Origin of the sequence: Streptomyces sp. Q6 (assembly GCF_036967205.1) — a bacterium.
Lineage (GTDB): Bacteria > Actinomycetota > Actinomycetes > Streptomycetales > Streptomycetaceae > Streptomyces > Streptomyces citrinus.
In genome coordinates this window covers 4,361,640-4,380,042 of record NZ_CP146022.1, presented here as the reverse complement: position 1 = coordinate 4,380,042, position 18,403 = coordinate 4,361,640, and the positions used below count along the sequence as shown (strand labels likewise).

17 protein-coding genes are annotated in these 18,403 nt (G+C 70.8%); 6 read left to right on the top strand and 11 right to left on the bottom strand.

Annotated features, from left to right (window positions below; genetic code table 11):
• Positions 1-27 precede the first annotated feature (27 nt).
• Complete coding sequence (locus V2W30_RS20490; protein WP_338698517.1) at positions 28-1,506, bottom strand: FG-GAP-like repeat-containing protein; 1,479 nt, start codon at positions 1,504-1,506, stop codon at positions 28-30.
• Between the two features lie 84 nt (positions 1,507-1,590).
• Complete coding sequence (locus V2W30_RS20485) at positions 1,591-2,544, bottom strand: SGNH/GDSL hydrolase family protein (RefSeq protein WP_338698515.1); 954 nt, start codon at positions 2,542-2,544, stop codon at positions 1,591-1,593.
• A 143-nt stretch (positions 2,545-2,687) separates the two neighbouring features.
• On the opposite strand from V2W30_RS20485, the gene V2W30_RS20480 reads away from it, so the two are divergent.
• On the top strand, positions 2,688-3,188 hold the full coding sequence (locus V2W30_RS20480) for an LURP-one-related/scramblase family protein (RefSeq protein ID WP_338698513.1): 501 nt from the start codon (positions 2,688-2,690) through the stop codon (positions 3,186-3,188).
• Positions 3,189-3,322: 134 nt separating this feature from the next.
• Here the strand turns inward: V2W30_RS20480 and V2W30_RS20475 are convergent, their stop codons facing one another.
• Positions 3,323-4,123, bottom strand: coding sequence for a carbon-nitrogen family hydrolase (locus V2W30_RS20475; RefSeq protein WP_338698511.1), 801 nt, complete (start codon positions 4,121-4,123; stop codon positions 3,323-3,325).
• A 158-nt stretch (positions 4,124-4,281) separates the two neighbouring features.
• Between V2W30_RS20475 and V2W30_RS20470 the strand changes: the two genes are divergently transcribed.
• On the top strand, positions 4,282-5,106 hold the full coding sequence (locus V2W30_RS20470) for a maleylpyruvate isomerase family mycothiol-dependent enzyme (RefSeq protein ID WP_338698509.1): 825 nt from the start codon (positions 4,282-4,284) through the stop codon (positions 5,104-5,106).
• 169 nt (positions 5,107-5,275) lie between these two features.
• Here V2W30_RS20470 and V2W30_RS20465 read toward each other — a convergent pair whose 3' ends face one another.
• Together V2W30_RS20465 and V2W30_RS20460 are read right to left on the bottom strand one after the other, a co-directional pair.
• Positions 5,276-6,592, bottom strand: coding sequence for an MFS transporter (locus V2W30_RS20465; RefSeq protein WP_338698507.1), 1,317 nt, complete (start codon positions 6,590-6,592; stop codon positions 5,276-5,278).
• Complete coding sequence (locus V2W30_RS20460) at positions 6,589-7,275, bottom strand: GntR family transcriptional regulator (protein WP_338698505.1); 687 nt, start codon at positions 7,273-7,275, stop codon at positions 6,589-6,591. The genes V2W30_RS20465 and V2W30_RS20460 overlap by 4 nt, the downstream gene beginning before the upstream one ends.
• A 232-nt stretch (positions 7,276-7,507) precedes the next feature.
• On the opposite strand from V2W30_RS20460, the gene V2W30_RS20455 reads away from it, so the two are divergent.
• Positions 7,508-8,338, top strand: coding sequence for a D-alanyl-D-alanine carboxypeptidase (locus tag V2W30_RS20455; protein WP_338703704.1), 831 nt, complete (start codon positions 7,508-7,510; stop codon positions 8,336-8,338).
• A 90-nt stretch (positions 8,339-8,428) separates the two neighbouring features.
• On the opposite strand, the gene V2W30_RS20450 is transcribed toward V2W30_RS20455, so the two are convergent.
• The 3 genes from V2W30_RS20450 to pdhA are packed head-to-tail and all read right to left on the bottom strand — an operon-like array spanning position 8,429 to position 11,969.
• Positions 8,429-9,775, bottom strand: a complete 1,347-nt coding sequence (locus V2W30_RS20450; protein WP_338698503.1) for a dihydrolipoamide acetyltransferase family protein — start codon at positions 9,773-9,775, stop codon at positions 8,429-8,431.
• A 14-nt stretch (positions 9,776-9,789) separates the two neighbouring features.
• Positions 9,790-10,770, bottom strand: coding sequence for an alpha-ketoacid dehydrogenase subunit beta (locus V2W30_RS20445; protein ID WP_338698501.1), 981 nt, complete (start codon positions 10,768-10,770; stop codon positions 9,790-9,792).
• Positions 10,771-10,775: 5 nt separating this feature from the next.
• Positions 10,776-11,969: a pyruvate dehydrogenase (acetyl-transferring) E1 component subunit alpha gene (gene pdhA, locus V2W30_RS20440; protein ID WP_338698499.1), complete on the bottom strand. Its 1,194-nt coding sequence runs from the start codon at positions 11,967-11,969 to the stop codon at positions 10,776-10,778.
• Positions 11,970-12,355: 386 nt separating this feature from the next.
• On the opposite strand from pdhA, the gene V2W30_RS20435 reads away from it, so the two are divergent.
• Positions 12,356-13,015 (top strand): response regulator transcription factor, encoded by a 660-nt coding sequence (locus V2W30_RS20435; RefSeq protein ID WP_338698497.1) that lies wholly within the window; start codon positions 12,356-12,358, stop codon positions 13,013-13,015.
• A gap of 98 nt (positions 13,016-13,113) precedes the next feature.
• Positions 13,114-13,551, top strand: a complete 438-nt coding sequence (locus V2W30_RS20430; RefSeq protein WP_338698495.1) for a pyridoxamine 5'-phosphate oxidase family protein — start codon at positions 13,114-13,116, stop codon at positions 13,549-13,551.
• A 7-nt stretch (positions 13,552-13,558) separates the two neighbouring features.
• Here V2W30_RS20430 and V2W30_RS20425 read toward each other — a convergent pair whose 3' ends face one another.
• Complete coding sequence (locus tag V2W30_RS20425) at positions 13,559-15,130, bottom strand: protein kinase domain-containing protein (protein ID WP_338698494.1); 1,572 nt, start codon at positions 15,128-15,130, stop codon at positions 13,559-13,561.
• 375 nt (positions 15,131-15,505) lie between these two features.
• On the opposite strand from V2W30_RS20425, the gene V2W30_RS20420 reads away from it, so the two are divergent.
• Complete coding sequence (locus tag V2W30_RS20420; RefSeq protein ID WP_338698493.1) at positions 15,506-17,182, top strand: protein kinase domain-containing protein; 1,677 nt, start codon at positions 15,506-15,508, stop codon at positions 17,180-17,182.
• 78 nt (positions 17,183-17,260) lie between these two features.
• Here V2W30_RS20420 and V2W30_RS20415 read toward each other — a convergent pair whose 3' ends face one another.
• Positions 17,261-17,686, bottom strand: a complete 426-nt coding sequence (locus V2W30_RS20415) for a hypothetical protein (protein WP_338698492.1) — start codon at positions 17,684-17,686, stop codon at positions 17,261-17,263.
• Between the two features lie 133 nt (positions 17,687-17,819).
• Complete coding sequence (locus V2W30_RS20410; RefSeq protein WP_338698491.1) at positions 17,820-18,362, bottom strand: bacterial proteasome activator family protein; 543 nt, start codon at positions 18,360-18,362, stop codon at positions 17,820-17,822.
• Between the last annotated feature and the right edge of the window lie 41 nt (positions 18,363-18,403).

Sequence of the window (18,403 nt, the reverse complement as noted above, 5' to 3'; positions counted from 1 at the left end):
CTACTGCAAACGGGCGCTACGGGCCGCTCAGCGCAGCGGGCTGCCCAGCAGCGCCTTGGTGGCCGGAGCGGCCAGATCGTGCGGGTTCACGGCGACGGAGCCGGTGGCGGTGATGCCGGTGGCGGTGGCGGGGAAGGTCCAGACGGCGCCCTCGGAGGCGTTCTCCGCGGTGGCGGAGACGGCCAGGTCGCGCCGGCCGTCGCCGTTCAGGTCGAGCAGCGCGCAGTCCGCGCCGAACCTGTCGCCGGTCTCGGCGACCCCGGGGACGCCCGCCGTGTTCTGGTTGAGGACCTGCGAGCCGGTGCCGGTGAGCCCGGTCGCGGTGCCGTGCAGCAGCGCGAAGCTGCCCGCGTCGGTCTTGCCGCCGAAGTCCTCGCCCGCGATGCCGAGCGCGACCTCCGCCTTCCCGTCGCCGGTGATGTCGGCGACGGCGACGCACGAGCCGAGCCGGTCGCCTTCCTCCTGGGCGCCGTAGAAGCCGGGCAGCGACTGGTCGAAGACCTGGACGCGCTCGCGGGACAGTCCGTCGGCCGCGCCGAGGGCGACGGTCACCGCGCCCGACTCGTCGCCGTCGGAGCCGTCGCCGTCGGCGCTGACCACGTCGTCGTAGCCGTCGCCGTTCACGTCGCCGACCGCGAGGGAACCGTGGGCGCCGAACGCGAAGCCCTTCTTGAAGCCCGAGGCACCGCCGTACAGCACGGAGTTCGCGTTCGTTCCGTCGCCGCCGTACGAGTAGATGGCGAGGTCGTCGCGGCCGTCGCCGTTGATGTCACCGACGGACTTGCCGACGGCGGGACCCGCGAGGGAGTGCGGGCCGTCGACGCACTCGTCGGTGGCGGCGCAGGACGCGTCCTCGGCGCCGTAGCCCCACCACTGGGACCTGTCGATGAAGTCGCCCTTGGCGGCGGGCACTCCGGCGCGCGAGAGGGGGCCCTTGAACAGGGCGGCCTGCTGGTCGACCGGGTCGTCGCCGAACGCGGTGATGCCCGCGAACAGGGCGAGGTCGGTCTTCCCGTCGCCGTCGAAGTCGCCGGCCTGCGGCGAGCGCCCGTACGTGGGGATCGCGGTGCCGCCGGTGAGCCCGGTCGCCGAGCCCCACACGACGACGCTGCCCGCGGTGGCGGCCCGGGAGCCGATGACGAGGTCGCTGTAGCCGTCGCCGTCCAGGTCGCCCTTGGTGACGTACTGGCCGAACGACTGCTTGGCGGTGGCCGCGCCGGGGATGCCGGTCGTGGAGCGGGACAGCAGCTTCTTGCGGGTCGGGGCGATGCCCTGCGCGGAGCCGTAGGTCACCGCGACATAGCCGGCGGCGGCCTGGCCGGAGACGGTGCCGCCGGGTGCGGCGGAGACGAGGTCGGCGTAGCCGTCGCCGTTGAAGTCGTCCACCGCGTCCGCCCTGCCCGCGGTGGCGGCCTGGGCCGGCGCGAGCGACAGGGCGGTGAGGCCGCTGCCGACGAGGACGGCGGCGGCCAGCGACGCGGCCATCCGGGTTCGTGCCTGAGCCATGGGGGGTTCCTTCGGTCGTTGGTTCACGTCCACCCCATGGGACCCACGGCTCACCCGAACGGTTGCACGAACCATCGAACCGGCCTATGTCCGCAGGGTGTTGAGCACGGAGCGCGCCTGGTGGTCGGCGCCGAGCCGGTTCGGGTGCAGCGGTACGGCGAGGAACGGCGGCTCGGAGCTCAGCGGCACGAACCCCTCGACCCACCGGGCGCCCGGCCCCTGGCACACGTCGTGCCCGACGCTGCCGCTGTACGTGTCGACGAAGCCGGCGCCCGCCTCCTTCGCGGCCGAACGCAGCATCGCGTTCAGCTCCTTGAGCTTCTCGCCGAGCCACATCAGGTCGCCGTCGTGGGCCTGCACGGACGGGTAGCAGCCGTGGTCGACGGGGACACCGGCCAGGTAGTCGACGACGAGCACCGTCGCGTCGTCGGCGGCCGCGCCCCGCACGTCCTCGATGGCCCGTACGAGCTGGGGTTCGGCCTCGGCGATCCGCCGGGTCATCAGATCGGTGCCGTCGGGCCGCACCCAGCCGGACCTGCAGTCCTTGCCGAGCGGCGCGGGCAGCTTCAGGGCGGCGAGCGGTTCCAGGGGCGGCAGCAGGTTGAAGCAGCCGAGGGCGGCGCCCGCGAGCCCGATGTCGTTGCCGCCGAACCCGAAGGTGACGAGGTCGGTGCTCTTCGAGACCCGCTTCAGCTGCGGCTCGTTCACGCCGTCGAGCAGACCGGGTACGTACGTGACGTCCTGCGCGGTCCGCAGGTGCGCGGAGGTCGCGGCGCCGCAGGTGGCGTCCTTGAAGCGCACCGTCTTCAGGGCCTTCGCGACCTGCCGCGGGTAGTTCCAGCCGGACTGGGCGCAGCCGCTGGGCGCCTGGTCGGTCCGGATGCCCACGGGTGTGACGTCGGCGCTCCACGAGTCGCCGAGCGCGACGTACTCCTGGTAGCGGGGCGCCGCGTCCGCGCCCGCCGGCTGCGCGCCGAGGAGCAGGGGCGCGGTGGCCAGGGCGAGGGCGAGCAGGCGGCGGGGACGGCGGTGTCTCACGGGGCGTTACCTCCGGGCACGGTGCGTGACGGTCCTGCGCATCCACTCACCCGGCGGGGCGTACGCGCATCGTGTTCGCGCCGAATTCACCCGGCCGGGCCCGAGCGGGGTCCGGGCGGCCGCTTCCGGGCACTCATCGACGTATGCGCTACGAAGTTCGAGAACGACTCTTCGCCGTGGGCGAGGACTACTGGATCGAGGACGAGAACGGCCGCAAGGCGTTCCTCGTCGACGGCAAGGCGATGCGCCTTCGGGACACCTTCGAGCTGAAGGGGCCCGACGGCCGCGTCCTCATCGACATCCACGAGAAAATGCTCTCCCTGCGCGACACGATGGTGATCGAGCGCGGGGACGAGCCGCTGGCCAAGGTGAAACGCAAGCGCCTGTCGCTGCTGCGCAACCACTACCGGGTCGAACTCGCCGACGGCAGCACGGAACTCGACGTCAGCGGAAAGATCCTGGACCGCGAGTTCGCCGTCGAGTACGAGGGCGAACTCCTCGCCGAGATCTCCCGGCGCTGGCTGCGGGTGCGCGACACGTACGGCGTGAACGTGGTCCGCGACGACGCCGACCCGGCGCTGCTCATCGCGGTGGCGGTATGCGTGATCCACCTGGCCGAGAAGGACAGAGGAGTCATCGACTGACCGACCCGCCACCCGCCGCCCCGGGCAGTCCGCCGCCGGGGGGCGGCAGGGTGGGCGAGGCGGCCCCGGCGCGGGGCGAGCGCTCCGACAGGGCCGCACCCCGGCCCCGCCCCGACCGGTCAGCACCCCGCCCGTCAAGAACGCCGCGGCACATCCATCCCCAGCAACCGGTCCTTCAGCGCCGGGAACTGCTCCCGCGTCACCCCGACCCGCCCCGGATCGAACGACACCCGCAGCACTTCCTCCCCGGCCCCCGCCTCCGCGAGCACCTCTCCCCACGGATCCACCACGATGCTGTGCCCCGCCTGCGGCACCCCCGCGTGCGTCCCGGCCCCCGCACACGCCACCACGTACGCCTGGTTCTCGACGGCCCGCGCCTGCGCGAGCAGCGTCCAGTGCGACCGCCGCCGCTCCGGCCACCCGGCCGACACGATCAGCGTCTCGGCCCCCCGGTCGACCAGCCCCCGGTACAGCTCGGGGAACCGCAGGTCGTAGCAGGTGCTCAGGCCGACGACCGTCTCCGGCAGCCGTACCGTGACCAGCTCACGCCCCGCGCTCATCAGCACGGCCTCACCCTTGTCGAAGCCGAACCGGTGGATCTTGCGGTAGGTGGCGGCGAGTTCGCCCTCGGGCGAGAAGACCAGCGCGGTGTTGTAGAGCGGCCCGTCCGGGTCGCGTTCCGGGATCGATCCGGCGTGCAGCCACACCCCGGCGTCCCGCGCGGCCTTCGCCATCGCCTCGAACGTCGGTCCCTCCAGCGGCTCGGCCTCCGCCGCGAACAACTCGTAGGCGAACGCCCCGGTCGTCCACAGCTCCGGCAGCACGACGAGGTCCGCGGACCCGGCCTGATCCCGTACCAGTGAACTGACGCGCTCACGCCGCGCGTCGACCGATTCGTCCTCGTTTACTGCGATCTGGATGAGGGAGGCGCGCACACTACCACCGTCCTGGCATTCGAGCCGTCAACACGGGCCTACGATCGTCACACGAAAGCACTGCCGGGGTGCCCCCAGGCAGCGTAACTTCTTAACCACCCATTGCCACTGCCGCCCATTTCATTGCCCGCACACCGCTCCTCGAGGGGTCCCCTTCCGTGAGTCTCCACCCCAGCCTTCAGACCTACGCCGACGCCTGGACCCACTCCGTGGAAGCGATATCCGAGCTGGTCACGCCGCTCGCTGAGGGTGAGTGGAGCCGCGCGACCCCGTGCCCGGGCTGGTCGGTCCGCGACATCGTGTCCCATGTCATCGGCGCGGACTGCGAGATGCTCGGCGACCCCCGCCCGATCCACACGCTGCCCCGCGACCTCTACCACGTACAGACCGAGACGCAGCGGTACCACGAGGTGCAGGTCGACGTCCGCCGCCACCACACGGCGCCGGAGATGGTCTCCGAGCTGGAGTACACGATCATCCGCCGCTCGCGGCAGATCAGGAACGAGACGCGGGCCCCCTCCGCCCTCGTGCGCGGGCCGCGCGCCGTCGAGGAGACCCTCGAATTCGCCATGCGCAGGCGGGCGTTCGACATCTGGGTGCACGAGCAGGACCTGCGCCGGGCCCTCGGCAAGCCGGGCAACCTGGACGCGCCGGGCGCGTACGTCACCCGCGACATGCTGCTCGCGGTGCTCCCGAAGGTCGTCGCGAAGGACGCGGGCGCCCCGGCCAACTCGGCGGTCGTCTTCGACATCCACGGCCCGGTCGAGTTCCTGCGCACGGTCCGCGTCGACGCGGACGGCAAGGGCACGATCGACGGCGCCCCCTCCCTCGGCCCGGCGGCGACGCTGGCCACGGACTGGGAGACGTACGTCCGGCTCTCCTGCGGCCGCGTCACCCCCGAGGCGGTGGCCGACCACATCAAGATCGAGGGCGACACGGACCTGGCGGCGGCGATCCTGCGCTCGATGGCGGTCACCCCGTAACACCGGCCCCCCGGCCGATCCGCCGCCCGCACCGGCTGCCGCCCCGCCGCTCCGGGCAGCCCGCCGCCACCTGGGCGGCAGGCGGGCAAGGCGGCTCCCCGGCACGGGACGAGCGCTCCGAAGAGGCCCGCGCTCCCGCCCGGCTGAGCACCCCGGTCCGGCCCGCCGCTCAGACAGGCACGTGCACGGACGCCACCCGCGACGCGACGAGCCGCTCCCGTTCCACCCGGGCCGCCCGCCCGCGCAGCCGCAGGATCTGGCTCACCCCGAGCGCCTGGAGCACGAACACCACCGAGAAGGCCACGCGGTAGTTGTCGCCGGTGGCGTCGAGCAGCACGCCCACCGCGAGCAGTGTCGTCATCGAGGCGACGAACCCGCCCATGTTCACGATCCCGGAGCCCGTGCCCTGGCGCTCCGGCGGATTCGCGGGCCGCGCGAAATCGAAGCCCAGCATCGACGCGGGGCCGCACGCCCCCAGCACCACGCACATCACCAGGAGCAGCCACATCGGCGACCGGCCCGGCCAGACGATCGGCGTCGCCCACACCACGGCGGTCGCCCCGACGGTGCCGAGCGCCAGCGGGAGCCGCGCCCTGTGGTGCCGCGCCACGATCTGCCCGTAGATCAGGCCCACGACCATGTTGGAGAGCACGACCAGCGTCAGCAGCTCGCCCGCGGTCCCCCGCGACAGGCCCTGCGCCTCCACGAGGAACGGCAGGCCCCACAGGAGCAGGAACACCATCGCCGGGAACTGCGTCGTGAAGTGCACCCACAGTCCGAGCCGCGTCCCGGGCTCCCGCCAGGACGCCGCGATCTGCGCCCGCACGAACGCGGCCCCCTTGTGCGCGGCCGGTACCGGCGGCGGCTCGTGCCCCTCGGGGTGGTCCTTCAGGAACAGCAGCATCAGGACGAGGACGAGGACGCCGAGCAGCGCGCTGCCCGCGAACGCGGCCTCCCAGCCGACGCCGTGCAGCAGCCGCGCCAGCACCAGCGTCGAGATCAGGTTGCCGGCCATGCCGACGAGCCCGGCCAGCTGCGCGACCAGCGGCCCGCGCCGCGCGGGGAACCAGCGCGTGCCGAGCCGCAGCACGCTGATGAACGTCATGGCGTCGCCGCAGCCGAGCAGCGCGCGCGAGGCGAGCGCCATCCCGTACGACGAGGAGAACGCGAAGCCCAGCTGTCCGACGGTGAACAGGACCACACCGAAGGTGAGGACGCGCTTCGTGCCGAGCCGGTCGACCATCAGGCCGACGGGTATCTGCATGCCCGCGTACACGAGCAGCTGGAGGATCGAGAACGTGGACAGCGCCGAGGCGTTGATGTGGAACCGCTCGACGGCGTCGAGGCCCGCGACACCGAGCGAGGTGCGGAAGATGACCGCGACGAAGTAGACGGCGACGCCGATCGACCACACGGCGACGGCCCGGCGGCCGCCAGGCGGATCGCCGGGCAGCCGCACGGCGGAGGACGAGGCGGTGGAACTCATCGCACGTCACCCCGCGCCAGGCTCTGGAACCAGCCCACGTGCCGGTGGACGACGGCGACGGCCGCGTCCGTGTCGCCGGAGCGCAGCGCGTCGAGGAGTTCGCCGTGCTCGGCGAGGGTCTTGGCGATGCGGTCGGGGTGGGAGTGCATCACGGCGACGCCCATCCGCAGCTGCCGGTCGCGCAGTTGGTCGTAGAGGCGGGACAGGATCGCGTTGCCGCCGCTGCGGACGATCTCCGCGTGGAAGCAGCGGTCGGTGGCGGCGGCCTCGGCGAAGTCCCCGGCGGCCGCCTGCCCGCGCTGGACCTCCAGGAGTTCCGCGAGGCGGGCCAGGAGCGCCGGTGAGGCGGGCACGGCCTTGCGGACCGCGTGCTCCTCGACGAGCAGCCGGGTCTCCACGACGTCCGTGATCTCCTGCGCGGAGACGGGCAGCACCAGGGCGCCCTTCTTCGGGTAGAGCCGCAGGAGCCCCTCGACCTCCAGCTTGAGCAGCGCCTCGCGCACGGGGGTGCGGGACACCCCGACGGCCTCGGCGAGCTCGCCCTCGGTGAGCAACGTCCCACCCTCGTAACGGCGTTCGAGCACACCGCTCTTGACGTGGTCGTAGACCCGCTCGGCGGCGGGCTGGCGCTTCTCGGTGATCTGTTTGTCGGTGACACGCTTGGCGACGGCTGGCGAGGGCATGCGCACATCATAGATACAACACGTACGCAACCCTGACCCGGTCCACGATGCGGGACACCGACCGGCAGTCGCGTCAGGAGTCGCATCCTGTGCGTTTTCTGGGCAACCACTCACCCGCCCCAGATGTCTCACTTACGCGCGGCCTCGCTCAAGAGCCCGCGCCCTAGGGGCATTTGGAGCGTTTAAGTTGAAAACTCGCATAGCGGGCATCTCCGTTCTCGTCGCGGGAACGATGCTCACCGGCGGAGCACTGACCACCTCCGCACAGGCCGCGACGCTGGCCACCCCCACGATCGCCGCCAAGGGCGGGTTCGTGATGAACAACGGGACGGGCACGACCCTGTTCACCAAGGCCGCGGACACGCGCCGGTCGACCGGCTCCACCACCAAGATCATGACGGCCAAGGTGGTGCTGGCCCAGAAGAACCTCAACCTGGACGCCAAGGTCACGATCTCGAAGGCGTACAGCGACTACATCGTCAGGAACAACGCCTCGTCCGCCCGGCTCATCGTCGGCGACAAGGTCTCCGTCCGCTCGCTCCTGTACGGCCTGATGCTGCCGTCGGGCTGTGACGCGGCGTACGCGCTCGCGGACAAGTTCGGCTCGGGCACCACGCGCGCCGCCCGCGTGAAGTCCTTCATCGGCAAGATGAACAAGTCGGCGGCCGACCTGGGCCTGAAGAACACGCACTTCGACTCGTTCGACGGCATCGGCCAGGGCTCGAACTACTCGACGCCGCGCGACCTCACCAAGATCGCGTCGTCGGCGATGAAGAACTCGACGTTCCGCACGGTCGTCAAGACCAAGTCGACGAAGCAGAAGGTCACGACGAAGTCCGGCGGCTACCGCTACATGTCGTGGTCCAACACGAACACCCTGCTCGGCACCTACACCGGCGCGATCGGCGTGAAGACGGGCTCCGGCCCCGAGGCCGGCTACTGCCTCGTCTTCGCGGCGACCCGCAACGGCAAGACGGTCATCGGCACGGTGCTCAAGTCGACGTCGGTCTCCGCCCGCACGTCGGACGCCAAGAAGCTGATGGACTACGGCTTCAAGAAGTAGGACCCGCTCACGTCGAAGGGCGCCCTCCCGGCGGGGTGGGCGCCCTTCTCCGTCACTTCCTCAGGCCCGAGGGCCCGGGCCCGGCAGGCCCTAGCTCCAGGTGATCAGGCGCTTGGGGCGCTCCAGGATCGCCGCGACGTCCGCGAGGACCTTGGAGCCCAGCTCCCCGTCCACCAGGCGGTGGTCGAAGGAGAGCGCGAGCGTCGTCACCTGACGCGGCTTGACCTTGCCCTTGTGGACCCACGGCTGCGGCTTGATCGCGCCGACGGCGAGGATCGCCGACTCGCCCGGGTTCAGGATCGGCGTACCGGTGTCGACGCCGAAGACGCCGACGTTGGTGATGGTCACCGTGCCGCCCTGCATGGCACCCGGCGACGTCTTGCCCTCACGGGCGGTCGCCACCAACTCGCCGAGCGCGGCGGCCAGTTCGGGCAGCGTCTTGGCGTGCGCGTCCTTGATGTTCGGCACGATCAGACCGCGCGGCGTGGCCGCGGCGATGCCCAGGTTCACGTAGTGCTTCTGGACGATCTCCTGGTGGGCCTCGTCCCAGGCCGCGCTGATCTCCGGGTTCCGCTTGATCGCGACGAGCAGCGCCTTGGCGATGAGCAGCAGCGGATTGACCCGCAGCCCGGCCATGTCCTTGTCGGCCTTCAGCTCCTCGACGAGCTTCATCGTGCGCGTCACGTCGACCGTCACGAACTCCGTGACGTGCGGCGCGGTGAACGCGGACCCGATCATCGCCTGCGCGGTCGCCTTGCGGACGCCCTTGATCGGGATCCGGGTCTCGCGCACGGTGTCGTACGACGCGACGGGCGCGGCCGGGACGGCGGCGGGCGCCGGAGCGGCCTGCTCCACCACCTCGGGTGCGGCGGCGGGCGCCGCGGGCGCGACGGCCGCGTGCACGTCCGCACGCGTGATGATCCCGTCCGGGTTCGACGGGATCACGGTGGCGAGGTCGACGCCGAGGTCCTTGGCGAGCTTGCGCACCGGCGGCTTGGCCAGCGGCCGGGTCAGCGTCGGCGTCCCGTTGGCCACGGTCTCCGGCGCGGCGCCCTTGCGGGCCCGCCGCTTCGTCGACGACTCGGCGACGCCGTAGCCGACGAGCACGGGCTGCCGCCCGGTCGGCGCGGCCTCCTCCACGGCCTCCACGGCCTCGGCCGCCACCGCGACCGGCTCGGGCGCGGGGGCCGGCGCCTCGCCCGCCACGTCCACAGAGATGATCACCTGGCCGACGTCGACCGTCGTGCCCTCGGGGAACAGCAGCTCCCGCACCACACCGTCGTACGGGATCGGCAGCTCGACGGCCGCCTTCGCCGTCTCGACCTCGCAGACGACCTGCCCGTCCTCGACGGTGTCGCCCGGCTGCACGTACCACTTGAGGATCTCGGCCTCGGTCAGGCCTTCGCCCACGTCCGGCATCTTGAATTCACGAGCCATGATTCAGCCCCCTCTCAGTACGCCAGCGAGCGGTCGACAGCATCGAGTACCCGGTCGAGCCCCGGCAGATACTCGTCCTCCAGACGCGCCGGCGGATACGGCGCGTGGTAGCCGCCGACCCGCAGCACGGGCGCCTCCAGGTGGTAGAAGCACCGCTCGGTGATCCGCGCCGCGAGCTCCGCGCCGGACCCGAGGAAGACGGGAGCCTCGTGCACGACGACGAGCCGCCGCGTCTTCTCCACCGACTTCTGTACGGAGTCGAAGTCCATCGGCGAGATCGAGCGCAGGTCGAGGACCTCCAGGGACTTGCCCTCCTCCTGCGCCGCCGCGGCCGCCTCCAGGCAGACCTTCACCATCGGCCCGTACGCGGCCAGCGTCAGGTCGCTGCCCTCGCGCGCCACGTGCGCCCCGTGCAGCGGGGCCGGGATCGCCTCGGTGTCGAGCTCGCCCTTGTCCCAGTAGCGCCGCTTCGGCTCGAAGAAGATCACCGGGTCGTCGCTCTGGATGGCCTGCTGCAACATCCAGTACGCGTCGCTGGAGTTGGACGGCGTGACCACCTTGAGGCCCGGGACGTGCGCGAACAGCGCCTCCGGCGACTCACTGTGGTGCTCGACCGCGCCGATGCCGCCGCCGTACGGGATACGGATGACGACCGGCGTCTTGACCTTGCCGAGCGCGCGGGCGTGCATCTTCGCGAGCTGCGTGACGATCTGGTCGTACGCGGGGAAGACGAAACCGTCGAACTGGATCTCCACGACGGGCCGGTAGCCGCGCAGCGCGAGGCCGATCGCGGTGCCGACGATGCCGGACTCCGCGAGCGGGGTGTCGATGACCCGCTCCTCGCCGAAGTCCTTCTGGAGTCCGTCCGTGACGCGGAAGACGCCGCCGAGCTTGCCGACGTCCTCGCCCATGACGAGGACCTTCGGGTCGTTCTCCAGCGCCGTGCGCAGGGACTCGTTGATCGCCTTGGCGATCGGAAGCTTCTGTACCGCCATGACCGTCAGGCCTCCCCGTCAGCGAACGACGCCTGGTAGGCGGCGAATTGGGCCCGCTCCTCGTCGACGAGCGCGTGCCCGTCCGCGTACACGTTCTCGAAGATGGCCAGGTGGCCCGGGTCCGGCATGGCCCGTACGACCTCACGGACGCGCTTGCCGAGCGCCTCGCTCTCGACGTCGAGGTCCGCGAAGAACGCCTCGTCCGTGTCGGTCCGCGTCTCCAGGTAGGAGCGCAGCCGCAGGATCGGGTCCTTCGCCTCCCACGCCTGGCGCTCCTCGTCGGCCCGGTACTTCGACGGGTCGTCGGAGGTGGTGTGCGCGCCCATCCGGTAGGTGAACGCCTCGACGAGGGTCGGGCCCTCGCCGTTGCGGGCACGCTCCAGGGCCCAGCGGGTCACCGCGAGGCACGCGAGGACGTCGTTGCCGTCGACGCGCACGCCCGGGAAGCCGAAGCCCTGCGCGCGCTGGTAGAGCGGAGCGCGCATCTGGCGCTCGGTGGGCTCGGAGATCGCCCACTGGTTGTTCTGGCAGAAGAACACGACCGGGGCGTTGTAGACCGCGCCGAAGTTGAAGGCCTCCAGGACGTCGCCCTGGCTGCTCGCGCCGTCACCGAAGTACGCGATCACGGCCGAGTCCGCGCCGTCCTTGGCGACGCCCATGGCGTAGCCGGTGGCGTGCAGCGTCTGCGAGCCGATGACGATCGTGTACAGGTGGAAGTTGTTGCTGTTCGGGTCCCAGCCGCCGTGGTTCACACCGCGGAACATGCCGAGCAGGTTCGTCGGGTCGACACCGCGGCACCAGGCGACGCCGTGCTCGCGGTAGGTCGGGAAGACGTAGTCGTCCTCGCGGGTGGCCCGCCCGGAGCCGATCTGGGCGGCCTCCTGGCCGAGCAGCGACGCCCACAGGCCCAGCTCGCCCTGGCGCTGGAGCGCGGTGGCCTCGGCGTCGAAGCGACGGGTCATCACCATGTCGCGGTACAGACCGCGCAGCTCGTCGTCGGTGACATCGGCGACGTACCGGTCGTACGTGGCGTTCTTGACGCGCTTGCCCTCGGGGGTCAGGAGCTGGATCAGCTCCGGCCCGCCGGGGGACTTCTTCGTCCCGGAAGACGTCCCGGAAGACTTCTTCGCAGCAGCCCGCTTGCGCGGCGGCCGTGCCTGCTGCGCAGCGGCAGTGCTGTCAGCACTGTCTACGGTCACGTGTGCTCCTCCGTCGGTCCGGCCCCCGGGATTGCCGGATGGCCAGTCGGCTCGGCTCGCCTGATCCGTCCACGCACGGGGTGGGTGCGCTGATAACGGGTACAGGCGTGACTGGAAAGAACTTGTTCGCGTCCCGGCATGCACCCTTCACCCAGCACGTTACCCAGTGGGCCACACATCTGCGAAACCCCATCTGACCTGCGATTTTGCTTGGATTTCCAACTAACTGGTTGATTGGATTTCCTAGTAATCGCACGCGGGACGGAGCGTCGCAGGTCACAGCATGTGCGACCGGCACCGGTCTCAGCCTGGCAGGGGGCCGGAACACCGGCACGTTATCCCGGTCACCCGGGGCGCGGGAAGACTTCGTGTGTGAGACTGAATCCGTGCGCGAAGACGGAAAAATCCATGTATTTCTGCTCGACGACCACGAAGTGGTCCGGCGCGGCGTCCACGAGCTGCTCTCCGTGGAGGACGACATCGAGGTCGTCGGCGAGGCCGGTACGGCCGCCGACGCCCTGGTGCGCATCCCCGCGACACGGCCCGACGTGGCCGTTCTCGACGTGCGCCTGCCCGACGGCAGCGGGGTCGAGGTATGCCGCGAGATCCGCTCCCAGGACGAGTCGATCAAGTGCCTGATGCTGACCTCCTTCGCGGACGACGAGGCCCTCTTCGACGCGATCATGGCCGGTGCCTCGGGCTATGTGCTCAAGGCGATCCGGGGCAACGAGCTGCTCACGGCGGTACGGGACGTCGCGGCCGGCAAGTCGCTGCTCGACCCCGTCGCCACCGCCCGCGTCCTGGAGCGGCTGCGCGACGGCGGCCGCAGCAAGGAGGACGACCGGCTGTCAGGCCTCACCGACCAGGAGCGCAAGATCCTCGACCTGATCGGCGAGGGCATGACCAACCGCGCGATCGGCGAGCGCCTCCATCTCGCAGAGAAGACGATCAAGAACTATGTCTCCAGTCTGCTGTCCAAGCTGGGCATGGAGCGCCGCTCGCAGGCCGCCGCGTACGTGGCGCGCATGCAGGCCGAGAAGCGCTGACCCGTCACCCGGACGCCACCGGACACGGGACCTACGTCCCCCGTGCTGGGGGCGGGGTCCCCTTTCCCGGCACCGCGTCGGCATCGCACAGTGGTGACATGCCCTCCGACACGCAGCCGGACGACCTCCAGCGCGGCTTCGAGCTCCTCGCCCGGGTGAACTACGGGCGGGTGGCCACCAGCATGCGCGCACTGCCCTTCCTCGCCTCCGCCCGCCACATCGTGGCCGACGGCCGGCTCCTGCTGCGCCTGCACCGGGGCTACGGCTACCACGTGGCCTGCATCGGCAGCGTCGTCGCGTACGGCGCGGACAACCTGGGCGGGGAGGACCCGCGCGGCGACGGCCAGTGGTCGGTGCAGTGCGTCGGCACCTGCGAGCAGATCGAGCCGACCACCGCCGAACTCGAACTCTTCGGCCCCGCCCCGCACTTCGCGGACGGCGAGCTGTTCGACCCGGTCTACCTGCGCGTCGCCCCGCAGTTCGTGACGGTGCACGAGCTGCGGGGCGGGTCGGCGCGGGTGGTCCCGCTCGGGTAGTCCGGCCCTAGTCGGCGCCGCCGTCGGTGCCGCCGACCGCCGCCGGGTCCTGGGTGTTGCTGCCGTCGTCCGTCGGCTGGCCCGTGTCCGTGGGCTCCTCCGTCGGGTCCTGCGTCGGCTCCTGCGTCTTGGACGGGGTCTGCTTCGTCGGCTGGTTCGTCGGCTGCGTCGCGGTCTGCGACGGGGTCGCCTGGCCCGTGCTCGGCGTGTACGACGGCGAGTAGTCGCTGTTGCCGCCCGTGCTGGTGCCCGGGTCCTCGGTCTCGCCCTGCGACGTGTTCTCGTCCGACGTCTCGGTGGGCTCGTCCGTCTTCTCGGACTGCGTGGCCGTCGGCGACTGCTTGGTGCCCGGTCCCTTGTTGTTGTCGTTCTGGCTGGTGAGCGCCCAGGCGACGCCCACCGCGATCGCGATCACGGCGAGCGCGGCGACGATCCACATCTTGCCGCGGCCACCGCCGCCGCCGTGTCCGTTGCCGTCGAAGCCGCCGTCGTCGCCGCCCGGCGGGCGCAGCATCGGCTGCGCGGCCGTGCCGCCGTCGCCGGGGTGCTGCAGCGCGGTGGTACCGGCCATCCCCATGCCCATGGCCGGGGTGCTGCCGCCCTCGTGCATGTCGACCGGGCCCGTGTTCCAGGTGCCGGTGTGGCCGCCCTGCTCGTACAGCATCTGAAGCCCGTACTGGACGAGCCCGCGCATCTCCTCGGCCGTCTGGAACCGGTCGTCCGGGTCCTTGGCGAGCGAGCGCATGACAAGGCCGTCCAGCTCCGGCGGCGTCGCGTCCGACGCCTCGGAGGGCGGTACGGGGATGTCCTGGACGTGCTGGTAGACGACGGACAGCGGCGTCTCACCGGTGAACGGGGGCCGCAGCGCGAGGAGTTCGTAGAGCAGACAGCCGGTCGCGTACAGGTCGGAGCGGTGGTCGACGGCCTTGCCGAGCGCCTGCTCCGGCGACAGGTACTGGGGCGTGCCCATGACCATGCCGGTCTGCGTCATCGTCGACTGGGCGCCGTGCAGGGCGCGCGCGATGCCGAAGTCCATCACCTTCACCGCGCCGGTGTTGGTGATGATGACGTTCGCGGGCTTGATGTCACGGTGCACGATGCCGTGCTGGTGCGAGTAGGCGAGCGCCTCGAGGACACCGGAGACGATGATCAGGGCCTGCTCGGGGCCCGGCGCCTCGGCGTTCAGGAGCAGGTCGCGGATGGTGCGGCCCTCGACGAGCTCCATGACGATGTACGGAACGGTCGAACCGTTCACGTAGTCCTCACCGGAGTCGTAGACCGCGACGACGGCGTGGTGGTTCAGGCCGGCGACGGACTGCGCCTCGCGCGTGAAGCGGGCCTTGGAGACCGGGTCCTCGGCGAGGTCGGAGCGGAGCAGCTTGACGGCGACGGTGCGCCCGAGACGTACGTCCTCGGCCGCGAACACCTCGGCCATGCCGCCCCGGCCGAGTCTGTGCGTCAGCCGGTACCGGCCGTCGCCGACGAGCCCGCCGTTACCCCACATCTCCGGCGCATCTGACATACCGCCGCCAGTCGCCTCGGGGTCGGACGGGCCCTGAGCGCGCTGCTGCTGTGCCATCAGTCCTCGCCGTCGTTTCTGTCCGTGCTGCCGGATCCCTGCAAGCGGAGTACGCGCGGTTGTGAAATACGGTCTCCGTCGGGCCACGCTACAGGCTTGAGCCGGGCCCCTGTTCCGAGATGGACCGGACATCAAACCCGTTGCCGTGCACGCCTTGCAAATCGTGCGCGCAATTTCTGTGCCGGATCCATGACCGCTCCATGACTGTTCCGTCGGACTTATCCGGTAACGCTTGCGCGACTCTTCTTGCCCGTACGGTCACGGAACGGGCATCGAGCTTGACGTGTCGGTGCCCTCGGGCAGACTTGGCCGGGAATAGCTGAATTCGATCACCGGCCGCGCCGACGTCGGGGCGCCTATGGGGGACACAGAAACATGACCGAGGGCAGCGCCGGCGGCGCGCAGAACGGGCGGTACGCGGGGCGTGCCCTGGCGAACGACCGGTACCGGCTGCACGACCTGCTCGGCGAGGGCGGCATGGCTTCCGTGCATCTCGCGCACGACACCCGGCTCGACCGTCCGGTCGCCATCAAGACTTTGCACACGGAACTCGGCCGCGAGCCGGCCTTCCGTGAGCGGTTCCGGCGCGAGGCCCAGTCGGTGGCCAAGCTCACGCACACGAACATCGTCTCGGTCTTCGACTCCGGCGAGGACGATCTCGACGGGACCATCACCCCGTACATCGTCATGGAGTACGTGGAGGGCCGCCCGCTCGGCTCCGTACTCGACGAGGACGTACGGCAGTTGGGCGCGATGCCCACCGACAAGGCCCTGAAGATCACGGCCGATGTCCTCGCCGCGCTGGAGATCAGCCACGAGATGGGCCTGGTCCACCGGGACATCAAGCCGGGCAACGTGATGATGACGAAGCGCAACGTCGTCAAGGTCATGGACTTCGGCATCGCCCGCGCCATGCAGTCGGGCGTCACGTCGATGACGCAGACCGGCATGGTCGTCGGCACTCCGCAGTACCTGTCGCCGGAGCAGGCGCTCGGGCGGGGCGTGGACGCCCGCTCCGACCTCTACTCCGTCGGCATCATGCTGTTCCAACTGGTCACCGGGCGGCTCCCGTTCGAGGCGGACTCGCCGCTGGCCATAGCGTATGCGCACGTCCAGGAGGAGCCGGTGGCTCCGTCCTCGATCAACCGGGCGCTGCCGCCGGCCATCGACGCGCTCGTCGCCCGCGCCCTGAAGAAGAACCCGAACGAGCGCTTCCCGAGCGCCGAGGCAATGCGGGACGAGTGCCTGCGGGTCGCCCAGTCACTCTCGGCCGGCCCGTCCGCGGCGCCGAGCATCGTGCCGGGCGCGCAGACGTCGAGCGGCGCGGGTGTCGGCTCGGCCGTCTTCCCGCCGGTCGACCAGAACGGGGCACCGACGCCGGGCCCGGTCCAGACGCCGTACCAGCCGCAGCATCTGACGCCGAACCCGTACGGGGCGGCGACGCCGCCGCCCACCCCGCAGCCGCAGGCCGGGTACGGCTACCCGCAGCAGAGCATGCAGACCGGTTACCAGACGCCCCCGCCGGCGTCCCCGTACACGCAGCAGGGCCAGCAGACCCCGCCGCCGTACACCATCTCGCCCCAGACGGTGTCGACCACGGGCGGCTCGGGCGGCGGCGGCAAGCGCAACACCACGGTGATCGTGGCCTCGATCGTCGTCGCGCTGATCGCCATCGGCGGCCTGGTCACGGCGCTGATGATGAACGGCGACGACAGCGACGGCGGCGACGCCAAGCCGACGAAGTCGGCGGTCGCCGGGCACAAGGGCCCGGACGAGACGAAGACGATCGAGACGGACGCCTGCACCGACCCCGACATCGGCTACAACGACGAGAACAAGATCAAGGTCCCGGACTTCTACCTGAAGAACATCGACTCGGTGAAGGCGTGCTTCCGGGCGGCGGGCTGGATCCTCGAGGAGAAGTCGGTCGACGAGAACACCTATGGCGAGGGCACGGTCAAGAACCAGTGGCCCGCGCCCGACACGGAGATCGACCCGAAGGGCAAGGTCAAGATCACACTCGAGGTCTCGACGGGCAACCCGCCCAGCTGACCGGCGAACTGTGGTTGCCGGACCCGGCTGACCGGCAACCACGCGGCGTCATCGGACGATGCGCCGGGGCGCCGACTGTCAGTAGGGGTTGTACGAGAAGCTGCTGGTGCAGAGGCTCAGCAGGTCGTCCCCCTCGAACACGGCGGCCTGGATCCCCATGGCGTCTATGCCCGCCGAGTCCGTCGCACTCGTGTCCCACGACTGCTCGCCGCCGCTGCCACCCTTGTAGTGGTGCCACGACCACGCTTTTTCGCCACCGCTGTTCGTCCGCGTGACGAGGCGAATCGCCACCCCGTGGCCGTCCGCCTTGGTGTCAAGAACGCGCAGCCGCAAGGGATTCACCGTGTTTCCCCCCGTGTAGAAACCCGTGTACGCGCCGTATACAGCGCTGTAGCTGCAGTTTCCCGACGCCATCTGGGACGCCGCCGCCGGCGACGCCACCAGCGGTACCGCCAGACAGGCCAACCCTCCGGCGGTGACCACGACGGACCGTCGAACGTTCATGCAAAGCTCCCCTGGTCGGTGACGGGTGCACCGCACAGTAGATCTTCGCTCGCACCGCCTGGGGCACAGCAATCAATGTGTGCCCCAGGTCACGGCCGAACAGGCGTATACGTCGCAGACCGGCTTGGTCGCCCTATAGGTACGGGCCGCCCGAGCGGCCGCCCGCCCTCGGGTCCTCGTCCTCCTCGCCGCCGCCGACGCCGGGGGGCAGCGCGCGGCGCATCTGCTCCAGTTGGGCCCGCGCCGCCATCTGCTGCGCGAACAGGGTCGTCTGGATCCCGTGGAACAGGCCCTCGAGCCAGCCCACCAACTGGGCCTGCGCGATGCGCAGTTCCGCGTCCGTCGGGGTCGCGTCGTCCGTGAAGGGCAGGGAGAGCCGCTCCAGTTCCTCGACGAGTTCCGGCGCGAGGCCGTCCTCGAGCTCCTTGACCGAGCTGGAGTGGATCTCCTTGAGCCGCTGCCGGCTCGCCTCGTCCAGGGGCGCCACACGCACTTCTTCCAGCAGCTGCTTGATCATGCTGCCGATGCGCATCACCTTGGCCGGCTGTTCCACCATCTCCGTCACCGGGACCTCGCGGGATTCGTCGTCTCCGCCGCCGCCCAGAGCCATTCCGTCCTGGCCCACGACCAGGATCTGGGGGTTCTCCGGCGACCGTTCGTTCCTCGGCATCTCCATGCCGCCATTCTCTCGCACCGTGCTGTCACATCACCGTGGTG

Coding starts and splice junctions, on each gene's coding strand:
- V2W30_RS20490 (WP_338698517.1), bottom strand. CDS start 1,506: ATGGCTCAGGCACGAACCCGGATGGCCGCGTCGCTGGCCGCCGCCGTC.
- V2W30_RS20480 (WP_338698513.1), top strand. CDS start 2,688: ATGCGCTACGAAGTTCGAGAACGACTCTTCGCCGTGGGCGAGGACTAC.
- V2W30_RS20465 (WP_338698507.1), bottom strand. CDS start 6,592: ATGAGTTCCACCGCCTCGTCCTCCGCCGTGCGGCTGCCCGGCGATCCG.
- V2W30_RS20460 (WP_338698505.1), bottom strand. CDS start 7,275: ATGCCCTCGCCAGCCGTCGCCAAGCGTGTCACCGACAAACAGATCACC.
- V2W30_RS20455 (WP_338703704.1), top strand. CDS start 7,508: ATGCTCACCGGCGGAGCACTGACCACCTCCGCACAGGCCGCGACGCTG.
- V2W30_RS20450 (WP_338698503.1), bottom strand. CDS start 9,775: ATGGCTCGTGAATTCAAGATGCCGGACGTGGGCGAAGGCCTGACCGAG.
- V2W30_RS20445 (WP_338698501.1), bottom strand. CDS start 10,770: ATGGCGGTACAGAAGCTTCCGATCGCCAAGGCGATCAACGAGTCCCTG.
- V2W30_RS20430 (WP_338698495.1), top strand. CDS start 13,114: ATGCCCTCCGACACGCAGCCGGACGACCTCCAGCGCGGCTTCGAGCTC.
- V2W30_RS20425 (WP_338698494.1), bottom strand. CDS start 15,130: ATGGCACAGCAGCAGCGCGCTCAGGGCCCGTCCGACCCCGAGGCGACT.
- V2W30_RS20420 (WP_338698493.1), top strand. CDS start 15,506: ATGACCGAGGGCAGCGCCGGCGGCGCGCAGAACGGGCGGTACGCGGGG.
- V2W30_RS20415 (WP_338698492.1), bottom strand. CDS start 17,686: ATGAACGTTCGACGGTCCGTCGTGGTCACCGCCGGAGGGTTGGCCTGT.
- V2W30_RS20410 (WP_338698491.1), bottom strand. CDS start 18,362: ATGGAGATGCCGAGGAACGAACGGTCGCCGGAGAACCCCCAGATCCTG.